Raw genomic sequence first — 20,466 nt, 5'->3', positions numbered from 1 at the left:
AGTAGTCGAATGCTTTTTTAGGGCTGTCTTACACAAAAAATATAGGTGTATATAGGGTTGAATGCTATACAGAAGTATCCGGTAGAGATACAGCAACTGGAGAATGAAAATTTGTAAAAGGTTCTAGTTTTATTGGAGGAAAGAATCACGGAGTTAGATAAAAAAATATCGGAACTTAAAGACTTGGTGTAATTCCAGAAGTAGGAAGAGCTTTGTGATCAATTAGAAAATTTAATTGAAAGATAGTTATATGGAAAGTAAATAAGTAACCTGCTATTCAGAATACTATGGATTGACAAATATCCTAACACTAGCTAAGTATGATGGTATAAGTGGAAAGGAATTAATAGTATTATATTATATAACATAAACAGAAATGAGTAAGTTTCTTTCAACTGATAAGGTGAGTGTTCGATAAGAGCACTCGCACTTAAAATAAATCAAAAAAAAACAAATTGCGAGGTGTAACTCATGGAATCAAAAATGGAAGTTCCATTTGGTGAATGTCTAGACTTTGAGACCATTATAGAAAATAAAAAAAGCCTGGTTGTTTTTGTAAGGTATCCAGGATGACCAATTTGCAGAGATTTACTGACGCAGTTGCGTGAGAATTATAATGAAATTAATGAGACGGGTTATCAAACGGTTATAGTTGCTCCATCAAACCGCGAGTATCTAGAGCAGTTTGTTGAGGTGTTTGGGCCTTTTCCTTATCAAATTTATGGAGACCCCAAAAGAAAATTGTTTCGCAAAATGGGCAATCTAACCATGCCAAAATGGAAACTCCTCCTACAAGCAGTAATAGGGTTTATTAAACACGGAAAAAAGGCCTTTATCCCGGACGATAATGCTAAGAAAAAACTAGTACAAACAGCCATGAAAACTCAGGATATCTATATTCAAGGTAGTACATGGGTATTTAATAATAAAGGAAAAGTAATTTGGAAACATATTGATACTGAACCTGGGGATCATGCATCCATTAGAACGATCATTAATGTATTACGAAAACACTAAGGAAGATGGTAAGGTTCTGATATATTTATATTCTGCAATTACATAATTAAGGAATACATTAATCAAGCGGATGTCTTAAATGACTTCCGCTTTTTAAAATATTTTAGAAAAGTCATTTTTACCGAAATTGCAGTATCTACAAATGAATTTAAGAAAAAACATATTCCTGAAACCAAATATTGAAAAAACAATAAAAACATTAAATATTTAGATAAATAATTATTGCAAAACGATAAATAACTTGTTAAAATCAAGTTGAAAATAAAAAAATGAGGTGTTTTTTTATGAAACAAGGTTCAACAATCTTTTTAAAAATAGCTGTTTTTCTTATTGGAATTCCGATTCTTGCTATATGTATCTTTTTGTTACCTCAGATAGCGAGTGAAGCATTTGCATCGGTAGAAGGTGGTTCAGAGTTAGCTTATATGGTATTTGGAATTTTAACAGTTATGTATGTTTCGACAATCCCGTTTTACTTTTCATTGTATCAAGCATTAAGACTCTTAAGATATATTGACAAGAACGAAGCCTTCTCGGAATTATCTGTAAAATCTTTAAAAAATATAAAAAACTGTGCGATATTAATCAGTGGATTGTATGTAATAGCCATGCCATTCGTCTTTATCATAGCGCAGTGGGATGACGCACCGGGGCTCGTATTAATAGGGATGGTCATTATTGGTGCTTCATTGGTGATTGCAGTCTTTGCTGCCGTTCTCCAAAGACTTTTACGGGAAGCTATTAATATAAAATCCGAAAATGATTTAACGGTCTGAGGTGATAAAATGGCGATTATAATTAATATTGATGTGATGTTGGCTAAACGAAAAATGAGCGTAACAGAACTTTCAGAAAGGGTTGGAATAACAATGGCTAATCTTTCTATTTTAAAAAATGGAAAGGCAAAGGCGATACGATTATCAACCTTAGAGGCAATTTGTAAGTCCTTGGATTGCCAACCGGGAGATATTTTAGAATACAAAAGTGACGAAGAAACTCAGGGATAAAAAGTAGGGATACGTTAGTCACTGGAAAGAAAAATAGGGCAGGGGCAGCAATGATGGATAAGGAAACAAAAGTGGTTTATGTTTTATTAACGGATACAGGTACATTATTCACAAAAATAATCAAATGGTTTACAAATGCCCCTTACAATCATGTTTCCATCGTTTTTGACGAAGAACTCAATGAAATCTATAGCTTTGGGCGAAAAGATCCTAGAAATCCACTAATTGTTGGTTTTATTAGACAAGATGTATATTTAGGTACTTACCGTTATTTTTACAACACAAGATGCCTTTTGTTAAAAGTTGAAGTTTCATCGGCTGAGTATATTCGCTTTAGAAGTGTAATCCAAAACTTTAATAATAACAAAGATATATATTCATATAATTTCCTTGGAATCGTTGGTGTGGCTATCAACTGTCCGATTAATCAAAGGAATAAATACTTTTGCTCCCAATTTGTTGCGGAGGTTTTTGAAAAAAGTGGTCTGAGTTTATGGAATCTTCCTTCCACTCTTGTCACACCAAACGACTTTTTAATGAATCCGTATTTCAAATTAGTTTATGAAGGAAGATTGTATGATTATCCATTATTAGATAAGGAATTTCTTTCCATTACTTCAATGGATCAAATTCTTGAAAGAGGAGTTACTTATTAAATGTGAGTGGTTAAATGGAATTATTAAGATGGCTGAATATCAATCTGCAATATGCTGTGGCGTATGCAGACCTGAACTGTATATGGAAGTTAATTAGATAAGACAATAACAATTTAAAGGGGATAGACAATGTTAATGAAAATTCCTTTTTTCAATAATAAAAAATCGAAAGAATCCCTCCACTATACGCAAGATACGCAAGATAATACACCGGACCATGTAGCCATAATTATGGACGGAAACGGACGCTGGGCTTCGAAACGGGGTATGCCAAGAGTTGCTGGGCATAAAGAGGGATTATCTGCTGTCGTAAAAATTGTCAAGGCAGCAGTCAAATGCCAGGTTAAGATTCTAACAATGTACACTTTTTCCACAGAAAACTGGAAACGTCCAAAGCCTGAGATAGACTTCATAATGAAACTTCCAAAGGAGTTTCTGGATATATATCTGCCAGACATTATAGCCAATAATGTACGCATTGAGGTAATCGGTAATATGAAAGAACTTCCAGCATATACACGTGAAGCCGTCCAGTATGCAATCGACTCTACCAGGGATAATGACGGTCTTCAGCTGAATATTGCGCTAAATTATGGAAGCAGACACGAGATTCTACACGCTATGAAAGAAATGCTCGCCGATATAAACAATGCGAAATTATCACTAGATCAAGTCGATGAACAGCAGTTTTCACGATACCTGTACACAGCCGGTATGACAAACCCAGATCTGCTTATTCGAACAGGTGGGGAGAAACGCCTGAGCAATTTCCTGCTCTGGCAGCTTGCCTATACAGAGTTCTGTTTTACCGATGTGCTATGGCCGGATTTTTCCGAGAACGAATTTATGGATGCACTTGAAGAATACCGGCAAAGAAAGAGAAGGTATGGCGGAATATAGATGAAGAATTTTGATGTTACTTATGGGACTTGGAAAGTAAAATCATTCAACAACCAATTCGCAATTGCGGAAAACCATACCAGGATAAATCATAACATCCCATCAAAAAAGGGATAGGGTCAGATACCGTTCATGGAAAAATGTCCATTTTCGGTACCTGACCTGTTTTGTATGGTATTGTATCATTTATGTAAATATCTAAAAGAACGACAAGGAGATCGTGAGGATTTAATGATAAAGAGGCAAATCTTATAGAAAGTATTCTAAACGGGAATATGAAGAGAAATAGGAATAATCGTTAAAAGGTTTTGCAAAATTAACCCCTATGTTTTAAAATATACTTTTGTACGTTAACAATAAAAACAATGGTGCTGAAGACATATCTATTCAAGAGATGCGAGGTGACAGTTCGCCAGTACGAACCTTAGTTAGCACGAAATCGTGTAGAACCTATTAGATTTATCATTAAAAGTGTAAGACAGTAGACGCCTAAGACAAATGTTCATATATGGTACTTAACCCTAGTGTTGCTAGTTTCTTTGTACTTTTATTTGTTAATATTAAATAGTATAATGAACAAAGTTTACAATAGTTTGATAAAAAGTGTTTAGGCATAGTATGAGTGTAAAAAGGACAGGGACACATCTTTGCCTTTTATTTTTGAGGTGTATATCAGGCTTTGTTCTGATGTCACATAATGAAAGGATTTGGATTTAAATATGACTGATAATTTCTGGCGTGAATTACCACGACCATTTTTTATATTGGCACCAATGGAAGATGTGACGGATGTTGTTTTCCGTCATGTAGTAAGCGAGGCAGCTAGACCTGATGTGTTTTTTACAGAGTTTGCAAATACGGTAAGTTATTGTCATCCAAAGGGCCACGATAGTGTTCGTGGGCGTTTGACATTTACAGAAGATGAACAACCAATGGTGGCCCATATATGGGGTGATCAACCCGAATATTTTCGTCAAATGAGTATTGGAATGGCTGAAGAAGGCTTTCGTGGTATCGATATCAATATGGGTTGTCCTGTGCATAATGTGGCAGCAAATGGGAAGGGAAGCGGTCTTATCCGTTATCCAGAAGTTGCGGCAGAGATAATAAAAGCAGCAAAAGCGGGAGGGTTGCCCGTAAGTGTTAAGACAAGGCTTGGTTATACGGATGTAGAGGAATGGCGCGACTGGCTTACACACTTATTAAAGCAAGACATCGTTAATTTATCTATTCATCTCCGTACAAGAAAGGAAATGAGTAATGTGGATGCTCATTGGGAACTGATTCCGGAGATTAAAAAACTTCGAGATGAAGTGGCACCAAATACACTTTTGACGATTAATGGAGATATTCCTGATCGTCAAACTGGTCTGGAACTCGTTCGCAGATATGGTGTTGATGGGGTTATGATTGGGCGTGGTATCTTTAAAAATCCATTTGCCTTTGAATTAGAGGCGAAAGATCATAGTAGTAAGGAATTACTGGATCTCTTAAGGTTGCATCTTGACCTCTTTGATAACTATTCAAAGGAACTTGATACACGGCCATTTAAAACTCTTCGTCGTTTTTTCAAGATATATATTCACGAGTTTAAAGGGGCACGTGAATTAAGAAATCAATTGATGGACACAGAGTCAACGGATGAAGTGCGTGTATTGCTAGATAAATTTGAGTCAAAGAATTTCGATACTAGTATATTATAGTCTTGATAATGCAGCCGATTGGCAGGTTTGCACAATTTTTACATGTCCTAGCGTTGGTTGGAGAGAAATTGCTAACTAAATATATTCTAAAAAACTCACAGATGTTTATATACCAACACTTGTGAGTTTTTTTCTTTTTAAAAAAGCTAGGATCAAATTATTTTACAAATCTTTTTCAAAAGGCATTTTACTTTTAAAAGTCATTTGTTATTCTCTAGAGAGATTTAAAATGGATTTATGATAAGGAAAATTCAACTTATAAAACGCTTTGGATATATTTCGATGTAACTATAATAAGCATCTAGATAGATGAACTACTCCAACAGTTTATCTAAATCAATTCCTTCTATTAGTTTCTCCAATACTTCCTTTTCTCCTATTCGAGTCTCTACATTTTTAATTTGAGGAACTATTCCAATGACTGGTACACCCGTCATTTTTTCAATCATCCTAGGGTTATTCTTAACTCCTTCTGTAGGATTGTCAGGATAACCGTTAATTATTATGCCTTTAATGTCTAGGTCTTTGCTTTGAGCATAATGTGCAGTTAATGCAGTAGCATTAAGAGTTCCGACAGTGGCTTGAGTGACAATCACAATAGGAATGTTTAAATCTTTAATTAGACTTGGTGTTCCATAGTGTTCGTCTATTAAAGGAACAGCTAGTCCACCTGCTCCTTCTACTAATACCAACTCATGCACCTTATGTAATTCATCATAGTTCCTTTTAATAACCTGTGGATCAATAGGACGATTAGCTAACTGTGCAGCAATATGAGGGGAAAATCTCGGTTCATAAAGAAAGGAATTGAGTTGTTCATCATCCTTTGGGTTATAAACTTTCCGGTATAATTCAACGTCGGGAGCCAACCATTTTCCACCCTCCGTAATTGCTCCACATTGAACTGGTTTGTAAGGAACTGCATCTACTTTTCGTTTACGAAATGCGTATGTAAGACAAGTTGTAATAATCGTTTTACCGACATTCGAGCTTGTTCCTGTAATGAAAATTCCAGACAAATAAATCACTCCTTACTTAGAATAGTTAGTAGGACCTGTATAAAAAGGTTGTATCCCGTCTATATAAATTTGATGTGTAAACGATGATTTATGTTAACAAAAATTTCAATTACAAGTGTACCATTTATTCTGTATGATAAGTAGAACGGAAGGGAGGGGGTGATCAATTTCGGGTTATTTACTCTGTTATCTCCCTGCTGTCTATGAATGAAAAAAATAGTAAAAGATCTCTTTTTTTATTCCGATTTAGAGGGGATATTAATTGCCGTAAAGAACATATGTTTGGTATAATAAAGAAGAGGATGGGAGAGGATGAATTCAAACGGTACTAAAAGAAAACGCACAATGGAAATATCTGAAATGATTGAGATGTATAAAAATGGCTATAGTACAACTGAAATTGGTGATCTAGCAAATGTTTCTTCACGGTATGTGAGTAGTGTTTTAACAAAAAACGATGTTCAAAAGCGTCCACATGGAAGCTGGAAAAGAAAATATCAATTAAATGAGGATTATTTCAAAACATGGTCGAACAACATGGTATACATATTGGGATTTTTTGTTGCAGACGGAAATATTCCTAGAGATGCTCAAACAGTAAGTATTTCTCAAAAAGAAAAGTACATCCTTGAAGATATCAAAAAAGAAATGGGATCTGATCATCCATTATATAAAAATAAGAATACAGGGGTTTACATTTTAAATTTTAATAGCAAAGTAATGAAACAAGATTTAATGCAGCTACACGGAATCACACCGAATAAATCGACCAGTATAGAGTTTCCATTTGTACCTGAGGAGTACATGAGTCACTTTATAAGGGGATATTTTGATGGAGATGGCTTTATAAATTATCCGAAGTATTTTATTAGTTTTGTTGATGGTTCTTATTCATTTATGATTTCATTAAGGGAAGAACTTGAGAGAAATGGATTTGAAACCAATTTCACAAACCATACCACGTTTTATCGTGTTTATGTAAGTGGTAGAAAATCAATAAAGTTATTCTCAAATTGGATATACAAAGATAAGGAATTGTTTCTGCATCGAAAATATGATGCATTTCAACAAGAGAGCTTAGATATATCGCTATTGAAGGATGGTATTAAAATGCACAAAAATGCAATAGCTAAACGAAAACAAAGAGAAGAATAGAAAAAATAGCTTCTTTTTTTTGATTTAAATCTAGGTTACATAATATTTATTATCAGAAGTTATTAAAATAAAAATATCTCAATATCTCAAAAGTAAAGTATTCTTGAGATATTGAGATATTTAAAAAAAATTAACTATTAATTGATTCAACTGACATTTTCATTTCGTTCATTTCTAATAATCTTTCGTAAAACTCAATTAATTGTACAGACGGTTTGATCCAACTGAATTTCTCGGCCTCAGTGCGTGCATTTTTCTTAATTTGTTCAAATAACTCATTATTTTCTATCTGTGTAACAGCTTGAATCATACTATCTATATTGTCTTGTTCATACAAATAACCAGTTTTTCCTTCGGTAATTTGTTCCATTGTTGGTCCACTTTTAGCTGCTATTACTGGTAATCCAGATGCCATTGATTCCAATATGACCAATCCCAGGGTTTCTGTTACTGATGGGAAAATAAACGCATCTGCTGAAGCAAATGCCTCTGACAACTCTTTTCCATGCATAAACCCCGTAAAAACTGTATTTGTGCCTTTAAATTCCTCTTCTAGTTGTTTACGCGCCGGGCCATCACCAACGATTGCCAAACAAACATCTTTTCTAGCATTTAATAACGGTTTGATGCTATCGATTTCTTTTTCAGCAGCCAGACGTCCTACATATAGCAAAAGTTTTTTATCTATATTTCCATTTGAAAGCTTCATTCTCATTTTGTTGCTATAATTTTTAGGGTGATATTTTTCAATATCAACTCCACGCTTCCATACATGAACGTTTTGAAAGTTTTTTTCTACTAGTTCTTTTCTAATTGTTTCAGAGGTACACAAATTTATATCAGCTTTATTATGTAAACTACGAATGAAATTCCAGAGAAATGGTTTAAATGGACGATACAACTTGTAGTAATCTAGATACTTAGGCATGTGTGTGTGATAAGAAGCGATCAAGGGAATGTCCAACTTGCTAGCATAGTGAACTCCAGAAGCTCCTACCGATACAGGATTAACGACATGTACAAAATCTGGATTATGTTTTTCTAATATGGATTTAACCTTTTTTTGCGGCAAAGAAAAAGGGCGATAGCGGTAAAAAGGCATGGTTATAGCCTTTACCCCTTCCACTACCGCACCTTCGAATTCTTCAACACCAAGATCAGGAGCAATGATGACAACTTCATGCTTTAATTGCCTAAGATATTTAATTGCTTCAGTAAGACGAGTAACAACCCCGTCTGTAGATGGTAAAAATGTTTCAGTAATGATTACAATTTTCAAAACTAAGAGCCCCTTCTCTTATTTCCATGAGATCGATGGCAATACATTTTCTTTTTTCACATGGGTTTTGTTTTCTAACACTGCCTTTAAGATATCGCTAAGGACTTCATTTGTTAGTAGATTAGGTTCTAATCCTAAATCTCTTAGTTTAGTGTTCACTGCGTGATAATAATGATCTTCAGCCTCAATACGAGGATTTTCTATTTTTGTAATTTCTACATCTAAACCAGCTTCTTTACTTACTTTTTGTACTTTTTCAGCTAAGTCATTTACTGAAAAATACTCGGTAAATTGGTTAAAGACACGGAATTCGCCTATATCGGCAGGGTTGTTAGCAGCAATTTCAATACATCTAACTGTATCTTTAATATTTAAAAATGCTCTTGTTTGACCCCCGCTACCGTACACGGTGATATCATGACCTGTGGCAGCTTGAATTAAGAATCGATTAAGTGCTGTTCCAAATACCCCGTCGTAATCTAAACGATTAGCTAGAACTGGATCTAACGCAGTTTCATCAGTATGTAATCCATAAACAACCCCTTGATTTAAATCAGTGGCCCGAATTCCCCAGATTTTACAAGCAAACATAATATTGTGACTATCATGGACTTTTGATAAATGATAAAAAGAACCAGGCTGTTTTGGATATGGCATTCTATCCTTGCGGCCTTTATGTTCAATTTCTATGTATCCCTCTTCAATATCAATATTTGGAGTACCATACTCACCCATTGTTCCTAACTTAATTAAATGACAATCAGGTGCAAACTCTTTTATAGCATATAGTACATTAAGGTTACCCATAACGTTGTTGGTTTGTGTGTAAATAGCGTGTTCACGATCAATCATTGAATATGGAGCAGATCTTTGCTCTGCAAAGTGTACAAACGCTTCAGGCTCTACTTGTTTGAATACCTGTGATAAGAAATCGTAGTGATTCAAATCCCCAGTGAAAATTTCAATTTTATTTCCTGTTAATTCTTCCCATTTATTAACACGGTCCTCAAGAGAGAATATTGGTACAACACTATTAGAACCTAATTCTTCATCAATTTTTCTTCTAACCATATTGTCAAGTATCGCTACTTCATGACCTTGTTTGGATAAATAAAGAGCGGTTGGCCAACCACAAAATCCATCACCGCCAGCGACTATTATTCTCATAGTTTCTCCTCCTATGCCGTCTCTTTTTTGTATAACCTATAATATGATATCATATTAGATTTAAAATAGTCTATCAATTCCCCTTAAATGGCATTTTGAATAAGGCTCTCTAAATTAGTTTTGAGTCAATAAATTCAGAAATAATCTGATTGAAAGGCTGCCAGTGTTTGGTTGGTAATTGATGAAACGCATTATTGATATAAACAACATGATGATTTGGACAACGCTCGTAATATACTCGATGATGGTTGATCCAAAAAGCATTAGCACCATATATTAACAACAAAGGCATGGTGAGTGAATCTAAATCGGTAACTCCATTATAATGATACGTTTGATCATAAAATTTGTACCAATGTGCAAAATCGCTTTTCAACATATGAGAATACAAAATTTCACGGTAACCTTTATCTTTTGTATGACTATTAGCAAGTACTCTTGCTAAGGTTTTTTGGGATTTTTTAAATAGCTTCATTCCTAATTTGTATTCCAAATTCAAACCTATTGTAGCAACTTTTGGATATCCACCTGATAAAATCAACGCTTTGGTTATTTTAGGGTAAGCTTTTGCAAACTCTTGAGCAACTGCTCCTCCTGCTGAATAACCACAAATAATAACTTCTTCAAACTTTTCATTATCTATGATTTGCTTCAGTTCTTCCACATAATTTTCTATAATAGAATACTGTATACTTGACGAGGATATCCCATGACCGCTTAAGTCCGGGGTAACGATTAAATATTTATCCGCAAGCTTTTGCTGTCGATCAAATACTCTTCGCCCCATACCAGGTGGGTGAATAAATATGATGGGAATTCCCTTACCGTATAAATCATAGTAAACTGTACCATTTTCATATTGTATGTTTTTCATATTTACTCCTCTCCTGCATGGATAAGTCAAATTAGCTAGGATCATTAACGATTTTTATTGGTTTCTTAGCTGGTCCCTCGATAACGTCTCCCGAAATTGAAAATCTCGAACCATGACAAGGGCAATCCCATGTGCGATCTCCGTCATTCCAATTCACTTCACATCCCATATGTGTACATGTCGTGTCTACCAAATGAGCTTTACCATCTTTATCCCGATATACTCCTGTTCTCTTTCCATTTAAACGGACAATTTTAGCTTCATCATTCTCAACATCTTCTATTTTATTGGAAGTGTATTCTAGTTTTCCTTTAATCATATGTTTAGATACGTCAGCATTAATTTGAATGAATTTCTTAATATCAGGGTCCGCTTGAAATCTTGAAGGTGAGAATAGTTTTATATATGGATTATCTTTTTTAGAAATGATATCAGCTAGCACTAATGCGGCTGAAGTTCCGTTCGTCATCCCCCATTTTCTATACCCAGTCGCGATTAAAACTTCGGGTTGGTCTTCTGTAACAGCTCCAATACACGGAAGCTTATCAAGTGTTGTAAGATCTTGAGCAGACCAACGATAAAGGTATTCGTTCATGTCTAAATGACTTTCTGCGAATTGCTTGAGTGCATCATAATGGTCCATCGTTGATTTCCCTTGTCCAGTCTTATGTCTTTCTCCCCCAACTATCCATAACTCCTCACCATCAACGGAAGTAGAACGTATTGATCTGGTAGGTTGTTCAGCACTGATATACATGCCTCCTGGATAGGTTTTATTTGATTTAATTGCAATTAGATAAGATCTATCAGGATACATCCTTGAAAAATAGTAACCTTCTCCTCCATAGAATGGAAAATGTGAGGCTGCCACAACATAATTGCAAGTGACTCTGTATCCATCGGCAGTTAAAATATGAGGGTGATCCCCATTTTCAACATCCGTAGCCGTTGTATGTTCATAGATTTCCCCACCATTATCTGTGATATATTCCACCAAATGTTTTAGGTATTGTAAGGGGTGAAATTGTGCTTGATTTTTCATAACAATAGCCGATTTCATTGGTATATCAAATGGAATTGTGTCTGTAGTTTCCCCGTCGATTCCCAATTTATCATAGGCTTTCATTTCACTATTAATTTTAGAAACATATTTATCAGAATTTGTGTACACATAAGCATCCTGATGAGAAAAATCACATGATATATTATCTTCTGTAATTCTGTTTTCAATAAACTTTAAGGCATCCATACTTGATTCATAATAGAGTTTTGCTTTTTCTTCTCCAAAATGTTGGATAAACTCATCATAAATTAAACCATGTTGTGCCGTTATTTTTGCAGTTGTATGTCCGGTTGTACCATTAAGGATTTCACCCGCTTCAAGTAAAGCAACTTTATACCCTTGTTTCACTAGTAAATATGCTGTGGTTATTCCTGTAATTCCCCCACCGACAATACCTACATCTACATGGATGTTCTTCGTAAGTTTCCTAAAATTGGGTAGTTTTACCGATTCTCTCCAATAAGGTTCAGGGAATTGTGGAACTTCATTCGAATTGTTTTTGTTGTTAACCATTTTATTCCTCCTGCAGCTTCTCTAATTATAATTATCATTTGCAGTATGGCTAAAATGATGTACTTTTATTAGTATTAATAAATAAAAATCCCCCTTTACCATTTGTTGGTTAGGGGGAATTGAATTATTTTCCTTTACGCATCATATCGTAATAATTAACAGGGTGATCCACTTTTACTTTGATCATCATCATCGCATGTTTTGCTATTTCAATTGGTTTGTCATTCTCATCCCAAATCAACTGTATTGTTTGTTTGAAGTGATAGAAATCCGGGCCGAAAAATTCAATTTCATCTCCTACTTTAAATGAATTACGCTGTTGGATTGTTGCTAGTTTTGTTCGGTCATCATAAGCTAAAACTAATCCAGCGAAATCATACTTTGGTAGTCTATCTGGTATACCAAATAGTTGGTCGCTTTCGGTAGGTTCCTGATAAGAAAATGCAGTAGTTAATGAGCGTTGAGCCGCTTTCCATATTTCATCAATCCATTGCTGATTCATTTTGAATTCTTTAGGGTTATCAACATAACTATCAATTATCTTTCTATAAACATTAACCACAGTCGCTACATAATGAATGCTCTTCATTCGACCCTCTATCTTTAAACTATCCACACCTAGGTCAATTAAGTCTGGCAGATGTTCAACCATACTAAGGTCTTTGGAACTCATAGTATAGGCCTCATCATTTTGTTCAGAAATATTTACTGATTCATCAACCCCGTCTTCGTACAAATCATATTTCCATCTGCAAGATTGAGCACATCCCCCACGATTTGCATCACGTGATGTCATATGGTTAGAAAGCACACATCGACCTGAATATGAAATACACATGGCACCATGGATAAATGTTTCAAGTTCAATATCAACTTTTTCCTTTATTTGGCGTACTTCCTTAATTGAGACTTCCCTGGCAAGTACTACCCTAGGAATACCTTCATTTTTCCAAAACTGAACCGTTCTCCAATTAGTAATGGATGCTTGTGTGCTAATATGAATTTCCAAATCAGGAGCGGCTTGTCGACATGCAGTAATGAGAGCTGGGTCTGCAATGATTACTGCTGAAATACCAATTTCATACAACTTTTTAAAGTAACTTTGTGCTCCTTCTAAGTTTTCGTTGTGAGCAATTATATTCGCTGCCACATATACTTTTGCACCGTATTTTTTTGCGAATTTAACTCCTTCTTCCATATCTTCAAACGAAAAGTTTCCAGCCTTAGATCGAAGTCCAAATTGTTTACCACCAATGTAGACAGCATCAGCCCCATAATGAATAGCGAACTTAAGTTTTTCTAAGTTACCTGCAGGTGCAAGTAACTCAGGCTTTTTTAGTTTTAATGCAGTTTTATTACTCATGCTTCCAACTCCAGTTTTTAATAAATCTGTTCTTTAAAATAAAATCCTGTGCCCAAAATTCTTTCTACTGGCTGAATTTCCAAAATTTCTCTCTTCATGGATTCGATTTGACTAAGGTAGTTAATAGGATATTCACAGCATAAATCAATCGCTTTTCTATAAATTTCAACAATTCTCTGATTGTATTTCCTAGAATTCATCATTCCATTAATTCGAAGAGCGTCTATTCCTGAATTTATAAGAGGTTCTATGTGATCAACCATACAAAGATCTTCGTTACTCATCACGTGAGTGCCGTTACAATCCTCGAAAATAGGATAATTACTTTCAGGTTCTTTCAATTGTTTAAGATGTAATCTCTTATCACTATGCTGTGACATATCCATTAGTTCAGTTCCATTAATATAATTATAGTAATTTGTAACTAGTTTCCTCTTGGACTGAAAAATACAAGTCATTCCATGAATTTGAACTTCTATAGGTATCTCTAACTTTGTTTTAATCTCAAGGACAGCATCCATTCCTAATTCATTTGATAATAGTGCCCTATTAATCCCTTTTGATTGCCAAAAGGCCAATGTATCATGATTTGTCGCTAAGGTCTCTGGATTCCAATGGATGGCTAAACTTTTATTCAAATCATTTAGTATAGAAAAAATTGATGGATCGCCACAAATGATTCCGTCTATCTTAATTTGAAGAAGGCAATCCAAATAATTTGGCAATTTGTCTATACTATCATTGTGAAAAATAGCATTTGTCACCACATAAATTTTTCTGTTGTGTTGATGTGTGTAAGCAGTAGCTTCTTCGATTTCATTTAAATTGAAGTCTCCAGCTACCCTAAGACCATATTGCTGGTTACCAATTCTGATTGCATCTGCTCCTGAATTAACGAGCTGTTTTACTTCCTCTATATCTCTTGCTGTAACTATTAATTCGGGGTACTTCATGTCTCTCACCTCTCAAAACAAATAACAGTCTATCTTTCATTATGATGATTCTAGTAATTTCATCAGTGACTTTTGTCACATTCTAAAATGGATTTAATATTAAAAAAACAAGAAAAGCCGATATTACTAGAATTCTTCATACAATTCAGTCATAATTAGATATATAAATTGATAGGGAGCTGAAGAGATTGGGGATTTTAGACGGATTAATGGGCAATGCTTCAGAGGTTGATGTTACCAATGTAGAGAAGGATCTTGAACCTGTCCTAACCGATCAAGAACAAGTACAAAAAGCGTATAAACTAATTAGAGATTTAATAGTATTTACGGATAAGCGCTTACTATTAATTGATAAACAAGGTATGACGGGGAAGAAAGTAGAGTATCACTCAATTCCTTATCATTCAGTAACTCATTTCAGTATTGAAACAGCAGGTAGCTTCGACTTAGATGCTGAATTGAAAATTTGGATTTCAGGTACATCCGAACCATATTCAAAAGAATTTAGGAAAGATGACAATATCTATAAGGTTTATAAAGCATTATCAAACTATGTATTATGATAGTCTTATCCTTCTTGAAAGTATAAAACAAAGCTCATCTATATTATATTAGAGCTTTGTTTTATACTTTCTATATTGATGGAAAACCAATAATCCCATTTACGGTTTCTGCTTTTTGTACTCCTCTAAGAACTGCTGTTTCTACTACATTAGCAGCGATCATTCCTATTGTGCTAATGTCCGCTTCTACCTCCCCTATTGACATTGTGAAAATGGTATCACCATCCAGCATTGTATGGGATGGCCTCATAGTCCTAGCAAATCCATCATGTGCTATCGATGCAACCTTATTGGCTTGTGCTTTTGTTAAGTATGCATTAGTTATCACTGTACCAATTGCAGTATTCCCATGAAAATTATTTGTTGTTTTACCGTTAGTGATTCGATTCAACAATTGCTCTTCGGATTTTAAAAACTTTTCTATCTTTTTATCATATACACCAGCTATAATTTGATTTGTTGTTGGGTCAATTACATCACCAAAGCAGTTCACTGCGATAATAGCGGCAACTTTCAAATCTCCTATTTGAATGGCATGAACACCTATACCGCCCTTCATAGCATAGTCCATACCTAAACATTTCCCCACCGTTGCCCCAGTGCCTGCGCCAACATTTCCTTCTTTTAATGGAATTGTTTGTACCGCGTTAACACATGCTTGGTAGCCCATTAAATGATCAGGTCTGATTGAAGGGTTGCCTACAGCTAAATCAAATAATACTGCTCCCGTCACAATTGGTATCTTTGCAACCTGTGCATCGAACCCAACCTGATTTTCCTCTAGAAATCTCATTACACCTGAGCCGACATCTAATCCATAAGCACTTCCACCAGACAAAAACACAGCATGAACAGTTTCAATAAGATTTTCTGACCGAAGTAAATCAGTTTCTCTAGTTCCCGGCGCTCCTCCCCTTACATCAACCCCCGTAGTAGCACCAGCCTTACAGATAATAACAGTACAACCAGTGAGAGCCTGGCTATTTTCAGCATGTCCAATTGAAAAACCTTCAATGTCATCTATAGAAATTCGTTTCACATCGATTCCTCCAATTTTTCTCATTCCAAATTGTTTTATCTCCCTGTTATTCGGTTATACATTAATAATAAATGGATATATACTATATATAAACAATCGGAGTGATAGAATGTTACGTAACCATTTAATTATTAGTGGAGTCGTACAAGGTGTTGGATTTCGAATGACTGCAAAGCAGCGAGCCAATGAGGTTGGTGTTTATGGATGGGTTAAGAATCTTCCTGATGGTACGGTTGAAATTGAAGTAGAAGGATCAAAAGACAAGGTCAATGAGTTCACTGAAGTTATCAGAAAAGGACCAGGAGGTTTTATAAAAGTAGATCATGTTGAGATAACTACTCTTGATGATCCTAAAGGGTATTCTTCATTTGAAGTGAAATTATAAATTTTAAGCCGCTAACAGTGATTAGCGGCTTAAAATTTACACAATATCTTCTGCAAAACAGACGATAATACAGTTACTATATTCTATTCTTCGAAGAACTTGCGATTAAGTTCGATATATTTATGTTCTTTGTCTGGAACCTCATCTTCCATAAAAATTGCTTCTACTGGACATACAGCTTCACATGCACCACAATCAATGCAAATATCCGGGTCTATATAAAACATATCTTTTCCTTCTTCTATACAATCAACAGGGCAAACTTCTACACATTCGCCTGCTTTTTCTTGTTCACATGGTGATGTAATTACAAAAGCCAAGTAAAACTCCTCCTTATAATAATTAAACTAACTATTTGTCATTGTATCATATATAAAATTTACCAACTTATATTATAGCCTAATTATACCAATATGTGATAGTTTTTTAAATAAAACTAAAATAAATAGTATTATCGGAAACTAAGTTTTCACCTATTATCCCACTATACTGTTTTTTTTATGTTAACAATTAAGAGCTACGTTATTAACTATTAGTAAAAATACTTTGATCTATTAAGAAACATTCTGGTCACTTTAACTAGTTAGGTGGTTTCATCATATAGTTATAATATAAATGAAAAAGGAGGCTGTTCATGCAAATTAGTGTTCGTCAAGGAGACTCTTTTTGGTATTATAGTCAGCTTTACCAATTACCCTTACAATTAATCAACGATTCAAACCGGCAAATAAATCCAAACAATTTGAGTGTCGGTCAGTCAGTTCAAATTCCAGGATTTACCCAGTCTAATTATGAAATTTCTAGTGGTGAAACAATTTGGTCAATCGCAAGACAAAGAAATCTAAGTGCAGAAGCCATTATGTTGGTTAATCAAGGTCTCGATCCCAATCAACTTCAAGTAGGTCAGATAATCCGTGTACCTGTAAGAGTAAATTGGAGAGTTGTTAATGGCAATGAAGAATATAATTATGAGAAATTAATCGAAGATCTTAGAGAGCTAGCCTCAATTTATCCGTTTATAATAACTCAAGTAATAGGGAATTCTGTGATGGGCAAGGAAATTCACGAATTGCGGATTGGTAATGGAGCTAAAAAGGTTCATGTTAATGGTTCCTTTCATGGTAACGAATGGATTACCACTCCAGTATTGACGAGGTTTTTAAATGACTATTTATTAGGGCTAACAAATAATGGCTCGATTAGCAATGTGAATTTAAATCCCTTATATCAAAATACAATGCTTTCGATGGTTCCTATGGTCAATCCAGATGGAGTCAATTTGGTGATTCAAGGTCCTCCACCAGAAGAACCGTATCAAAGTAATGTTGTTGAAATGAACAATGGAAGTTTGGATTTTTCAAATTGGAAAGCCAATATTCGAGGAGTTGACCTTAACAATCAATATCCGGCCAAATGGGAGATAGAAAAGGAGCGAAAACCAGATTCACCAGGACCTAGAGACTTCCCAGGTCCTTATCCGTTATCAGAACCTGAAGCGCAGGCAATGGCTGATTTGACTAGAATTCGAGATTTTCGAAGAGTTAACGCTTTTCATACTCAAGGCCAAGTTATCTATTGGGGATTTGAGAATCAAGAACCACCGGAAGCGAGAACTATTGTAAACGAATATGCAAATGTCAGTGGATATCAACCAATTCGTACTGTCGATAGTTTTGCGGGCTATAAAGATTGGTTTATACAAGAATGGAACCGTCCAGGCTACACAATCGAATTAGGCAGTGGAACTAATCCGTTGCCTTTGAGTCAGTTTAATCAAATATATCGTTCTGCACGTTCAATTTTATTAGCAAATTTGTATATGTGAAAAATAAAAAGGGCGTGTATTCACGCCCTGTCTTTGTTCCATACTCGTTCTACAACAAATTCGCCACCTGTTTTTTGTACTAGGTAAAGGTCAGGATTAGTAAACCCCTTCCAATGTGTAAATCCTATATCTACTTGAAATTCTTTAAGAAGGATTGCTAATAAATTACCATGAGTAACAATAACGATAGTGTCTGTTGAGTCAGCAGAGGTAATTTCCTCTATTAAGCTTATGGAACGTTCTCGGGCATCGTTGGATGACTCTCCACCTGGAAGATTAAAATCCAAATCTGAGAATGACTGTTCTAATACTTCCATCCAATCATCTACAGGTTCCTCACTAAGTATTCTCTCTTGTAAACGGTTATCTATTTCGATAGAAATATTGTGTTTATCTGCATATGGTTTTATACTTTCTATTGCACGAAGATATGGACTAGATATAATTCGATCTACTTCATAACTTGATTTTTCAAAAAATGCCGCTAAAGCATGTGCTTGATTAACGCCATTTTTAGTTAAAGGTGAATCCTTGTGTTGACCTTCTGCATTGCAATGACGAATCATAAATAGTCTTTTCATGCAAATCATCTCCTCCAAGGGGCTTATCTACATTATCATGGATAGTTATTATAAATACAAGGAAAATTAAGTAAAGATATCAACAAATCTATCAAGTTCACTTAACTAGGATATCCATATTTCACTTTTTTATACGAAAATTTCCTTGTGTTTTTTTTATTATTTAGAATTATTAAATTAAGAGGAATGTAACTGCCTTATATAGAATAAAGAATAATAGATTAAGTAATAAAAATAACGGAATTGGAGGAGTGTATTTGGGAATACGTCTTATTAAAATTTCTGTCATTTATTTTTTGATTGGGGTAAGTATAGGTTATTTCATGTCTATTGTTCATGATTATACCTTAACAGGGGTACACGTTCACATTAATCTACTAGGATGGACAGCGTTAACGCTTGCGGGGTTAATCTACTACCTTTTTCCTAAATTGGCTGCAACCAAACTAGGTATTGCTCATTTCTGGTTGCATAATATCGGTTTGCCAATAATGATGATCTCACTAGCAACTATGTTATTAACAGGAAATACCGTATTTACGGCAGGGGTTGTGACCGGAGCTACTTTGGTGATCATCGGTGTTTTACTATTCGTTATTAATGTAATTACTAATTTAAATGAGGAAGATTCATTAATTAATCAGTCAATAAAAGAAGAAACTCACCGGGCCTCTTAACCTGGGGAGTTTCTTCTTTTAGATTTCTTCAAAATAATCTTTTTTAAACCCAGCAATTCGGTTTGAGTTGTCGATGATAAAGTAGAACTCTTCGGTCTCGTTTTTAACATCGTATATTTCACCGGCTGTTAACATTGTATCAACAACGAATTTTTTTGCATTGGCATGTACACATCTAATTTTCTTAATTGTTTGGTTATTTTCCCAATCTTTATGTATCATTGACATACACACCTTTCCAAATTTGCTTCTTAGAGTTTTTCCAAAAACTCTAATCTGTTACCAAAAGGATCATTCACATAAAAACGATTATACCCCGGTAAACGATTATCTTCAATGATTTTAATGTTATTTTGAATTAACAGATCTTTTAGCTTGTTAATGTTTTCAACCACTAAGCCAGGATGTGCTTTCTTAGCAGGTGAAAAGTCTTTTTCTATCCCGATATGAATTTCTTGTTTTCCGCATCTAAACCAAACACCGCCATTTTGTTTTAGGGTTTCTGGCTTTTCTATTTCTTCCATTTCTAATAATTCGGAGAAAAATTGCCTAGCCTGTTTTTCAGACTGTAAGGGTGCAGCTAACTGTATATGCTCAATTCCTTTAAATTTAAAGGACATTGTCATCACCTCAATTTTTTTAAATAAAATCTCGATTATAGTATATAACAATAGCATTAACATTTCTGTTTCTTTTTCAAATAAAATAGAAATTAATAATTAGTTTA

At 34.7% G+C, this 20,466-nt stretch carries 23 protein-coding genes; 11 read left to right on the top strand and 12 right to left on the bottom strand.

Going from position 1 to position 20,466, the window contains the following annotated elements:
- Nucleotides 1-600: 600 nt before the first annotated feature.
- The 6 genes from GH741_RS07345 (at nucleotide 601) to GH741_RS07320 (ending at nucleotide 5,283) form a co-directional block, all read left to right on the top strand.
- Nucleotides 601-1,017, top strand: coding sequence for a peroxiredoxin-like family protein (locus GH741_RS07345; RefSeq protein WP_240795434.1), 417 nt, complete (start codon nucleotides 601-603; stop codon nucleotides 1,015-1,017).
- 284 nt (nucleotides 1,018-1,301) lie between these two features.
- The gene (locus GH741_RS07340) at nucleotides 1,302-1,793 is read left to right on the top strand and encodes a DUF2975 domain-containing protein (RefSeq protein WP_153736138.1); all 492 of its coding nucleotides are present in this window, start codon (nucleotides 1,302-1,304) and stop codon (nucleotides 1,791-1,793) included.
- 9 nt (nucleotides 1,794-1,802) lie between these two features.
- Nucleotides 1,803-2,024: a helix-turn-helix domain-containing protein gene (locus tag GH741_RS07335; protein ID WP_153736137.1), complete on the top strand. Its 222-nt coding sequence runs from the start codon at nucleotides 1,803-1,805 to the stop codon at nucleotides 2,022-2,024.
- 53 nt (nucleotides 2,025-2,077) lie between these two features.
- Entirely contained in the window at nucleotides 2,078-2,680 is a 603-nt protein-coding gene (locus GH741_RS07330) for a hypothetical protein (RefSeq protein ID WP_153736136.1), read from the top strand.
- Nucleotides 2,681-2,809: 129 nt separating this feature from the next.
- Nucleotides 2,810-3,580: an isoprenyl transferase gene (locus GH741_RS07325; protein WP_153736135.1), complete on the top strand. Its 771-nt coding sequence runs from the start codon at nucleotides 2,810-2,812 to the stop codon at nucleotides 3,578-3,580.
- A 719-nt stretch (nucleotides 3,581-4,299) separates the two neighbouring features.
- Nucleotides 4,300-5,283: a tRNA dihydrouridine synthase gene (locus tag GH741_RS07320; protein ID WP_153736134.1), complete on the top strand. Its 984-nt coding sequence runs from the start codon at nucleotides 4,300-4,302 to the stop codon at nucleotides 5,281-5,283.
- 314 nt (nucleotides 5,284-5,597) lie between these two features.
- Here the strand turns inward: GH741_RS07320 and bioD are convergent, their stop codons facing one another.
- On the bottom strand, nucleotides 5,598-6,302 hold the full coding sequence (gene bioD / locus GH741_RS07315) for a dethiobiotin synthase (RefSeq protein WP_153736133.1): 705 nt from the start codon (nucleotides 6,300-6,302) through the stop codon (nucleotides 5,598-5,600).
- A gap of 312 nt (nucleotides 6,303-6,614) precedes the next feature.
- Between bioD and GH741_RS07310 the strand changes: the two genes are divergently transcribed.
- A complete protein-coding gene (locus GH741_RS07310) occupies nucleotides 6,615-7,457 on the top strand; it encodes an LAGLIDADG family homing endonuclease (RefSeq protein ID WP_240795433.1) in 843 nt (280 codons plus the stop codon).
- Nucleotides 7,458-7,587: 130 nt separating this feature from the next.
- Here GH741_RS07310 and GH741_RS07305 read toward each other — a convergent pair whose 3' ends face one another.
- From GH741_RS07305 to GH741_RS07280, 6 genes are all read right to left on the bottom strand, one after another.
- Entirely contained in the window at nucleotides 7,588-8,736 is a 1,149-nt protein-coding gene (locus tag GH741_RS07305) for a glycosyltransferase (RefSeq protein ID WP_153736132.1), read from the bottom strand.
- 18 nt (nucleotides 8,737-8,754) lie between these two features.
- On the bottom strand, nucleotides 8,755-9,903 hold the full coding sequence (locus tag GH741_RS07300; protein WP_153736131.1) for an NAD-dependent epimerase/dehydratase family protein: 1,149 nt from the start codon (nucleotides 9,901-9,903) through the stop codon (nucleotides 8,755-8,757).
- A gap of 109 nt (nucleotides 9,904-10,012) precedes the next feature.
- On the bottom strand, nucleotides 10,013-10,777 hold the full coding sequence (locus GH741_RS07295) for an alpha/beta fold hydrolase (RefSeq protein WP_170287581.1): 765 nt from the start codon (nucleotides 10,775-10,777) through the stop codon (nucleotides 10,013-10,015).
- 31 nt (nucleotides 10,778-10,808) lie between these two features.
- Nucleotides 10,809-12,353 carry an FAD-dependent oxidoreductase gene (locus GH741_RS07290; protein WP_153736129.1) on the bottom strand — a complete coding sequence of 515 codons (1,545 nt, stop codon included), beginning with the start codon at nucleotides 12,351-12,353 and terminating at the stop codon, nucleotides 10,809-10,811.
- A 124-nt stretch (nucleotides 12,354-12,477) separates the two neighbouring features.
- Complete coding sequence (locus GH741_RS07285; protein ID WP_153736128.1) at nucleotides 12,478-13,716, bottom strand: peptidase U32 family protein; 1,239 nt, start codon at nucleotides 13,714-13,716, stop codon at nucleotides 12,478-12,480.
- 17 nt (nucleotides 13,717-13,733) lie between these two features.
- Nucleotides 13,734-14,669 (bottom strand): peptidase U32 family protein, encoded by a 936-nt coding sequence (locus GH741_RS07280; RefSeq protein ID WP_153736127.1) that lies wholly within the window; start codon nucleotides 14,667-14,669, stop codon nucleotides 13,734-13,736.
- Nucleotides 14,670-14,857: 188 nt separating this feature from the next.
- Here GH741_RS07280 and GH741_RS07275 point away from each other — a divergent pair, with 188 nt between their 5' ends.
- Entirely contained in the window at nucleotides 14,858-15,232 is a 375-nt protein-coding gene (locus GH741_RS07275; protein ID WP_153736126.1) for a PH domain-containing protein, read from the top strand.
- A gap of 70 nt (nucleotides 15,233-15,302) precedes the next feature.
- Here GH741_RS07275 and GH741_RS07270 read toward each other — a convergent pair whose 3' ends face one another.
- Nucleotides 15,303-16,271 (bottom strand): P1 family peptidase, encoded by a 969-nt coding sequence (locus tag GH741_RS07270; RefSeq protein ID WP_338079293.1) that lies wholly within the window; start codon nucleotides 16,269-16,271, stop codon nucleotides 15,303-15,305.
- A 109-nt stretch (nucleotides 16,272-16,380) separates the two neighbouring features.
- Here GH741_RS07270 and GH741_RS07265 point away from each other — a divergent pair, with 109 nt between their 5' ends.
- Nucleotides 16,381-16,656 (top strand): acylphosphatase, encoded by a 276-nt coding sequence (locus GH741_RS07265; protein ID WP_153736124.1) that lies wholly within the window; start codon nucleotides 16,381-16,383, stop codon nucleotides 16,654-16,656.
- Between the two features lie 83 nt (nucleotides 16,657-16,739).
- Here the strand turns inward: GH741_RS07265 and GH741_RS07260 are convergent, their stop codons facing one another.
- A complete protein-coding gene (locus GH741_RS07260; protein ID WP_153736123.1) occupies nucleotides 16,740-16,976 on the bottom strand; it encodes an indolepyruvate ferredoxin oxidoreductase subunit alpha in 237 nt (78 codons plus the stop codon).
- 314 nt (nucleotides 16,977-17,290) lie between these two features.
- Between GH741_RS07260 and GH741_RS07255 the strand changes: the two genes are divergently transcribed.
- Nucleotides 17,291-18,481, top strand: coding sequence for a M14 family metallopeptidase (locus GH741_RS07255; RefSeq protein WP_153736122.1), 1,191 nt, complete (start codon nucleotides 17,291-17,293; stop codon nucleotides 18,479-18,481).
- A 20-nt stretch (nucleotides 18,482-18,501) separates the two neighbouring features.
- On the opposite strand, the gene GH741_RS07250 is transcribed toward GH741_RS07255, so the two are convergent.
- Nucleotides 18,502-19,062 carry a histidine phosphatase family protein gene (locus GH741_RS07250; protein ID WP_153736121.1) on the bottom strand — a complete coding sequence of 187 codons (561 nt, stop codon included), beginning with the start codon at nucleotides 19,060-19,062 and terminating at the stop codon, nucleotides 18,502-18,504.
- Nucleotides 19,063-19,319: 257 nt separating this feature from the next.
- On the opposite strand from GH741_RS07250, the gene GH741_RS07245 reads away from it, so the two are divergent.
- On the top strand, nucleotides 19,320-19,739 hold the full coding sequence (locus GH741_RS07245; RefSeq protein ID WP_153736120.1) for a cytochrome-c oxidase: 420 nt from the start codon (nucleotides 19,320-19,322) through the stop codon (nucleotides 19,737-19,739).
- An 18-nt stretch (nucleotides 19,740-19,757) separates the two neighbouring features.
- Here the strand turns inward: GH741_RS07245 and GH741_RS07240 are convergent, their stop codons facing one another.
- Both GH741_RS07240 and GH741_RS21575 read right to left on the bottom strand, forming a co-directional pair.
- The gene (locus GH741_RS07240; RefSeq protein ID WP_153736119.1) at nucleotides 19,758-19,961 is read right to left on the bottom strand and encodes a DUF6501 family protein; all 204 of its coding nucleotides are present in this window, start codon (nucleotides 19,959-19,961) and stop codon (nucleotides 19,758-19,760) included.
- Between the two features lie 29 nt (nucleotides 19,962-19,990).
- On the bottom strand, nucleotides 19,991-20,359 hold the full coding sequence (locus tag GH741_RS21575; RefSeq protein ID WP_170287580.1) for a VOC family protein: 369 nt from the start codon (nucleotides 20,357-20,359) through the stop codon (nucleotides 19,991-19,993).
- Nucleotides 20,360-20,466: the final 107 nt, after the last annotated feature.

Source organism: Aquibacillus halophilus, assembly GCF_009649745.1.
Taxonomy (GTDB): Bacteria; Bacillota; Bacilli; order Bacillales; family Amphibacillaceae; genus Aquibacillus; species Aquibacillus halophilus.
This window is presented reverse-complemented; position numbering and strand designations above follow the sequence as displayed.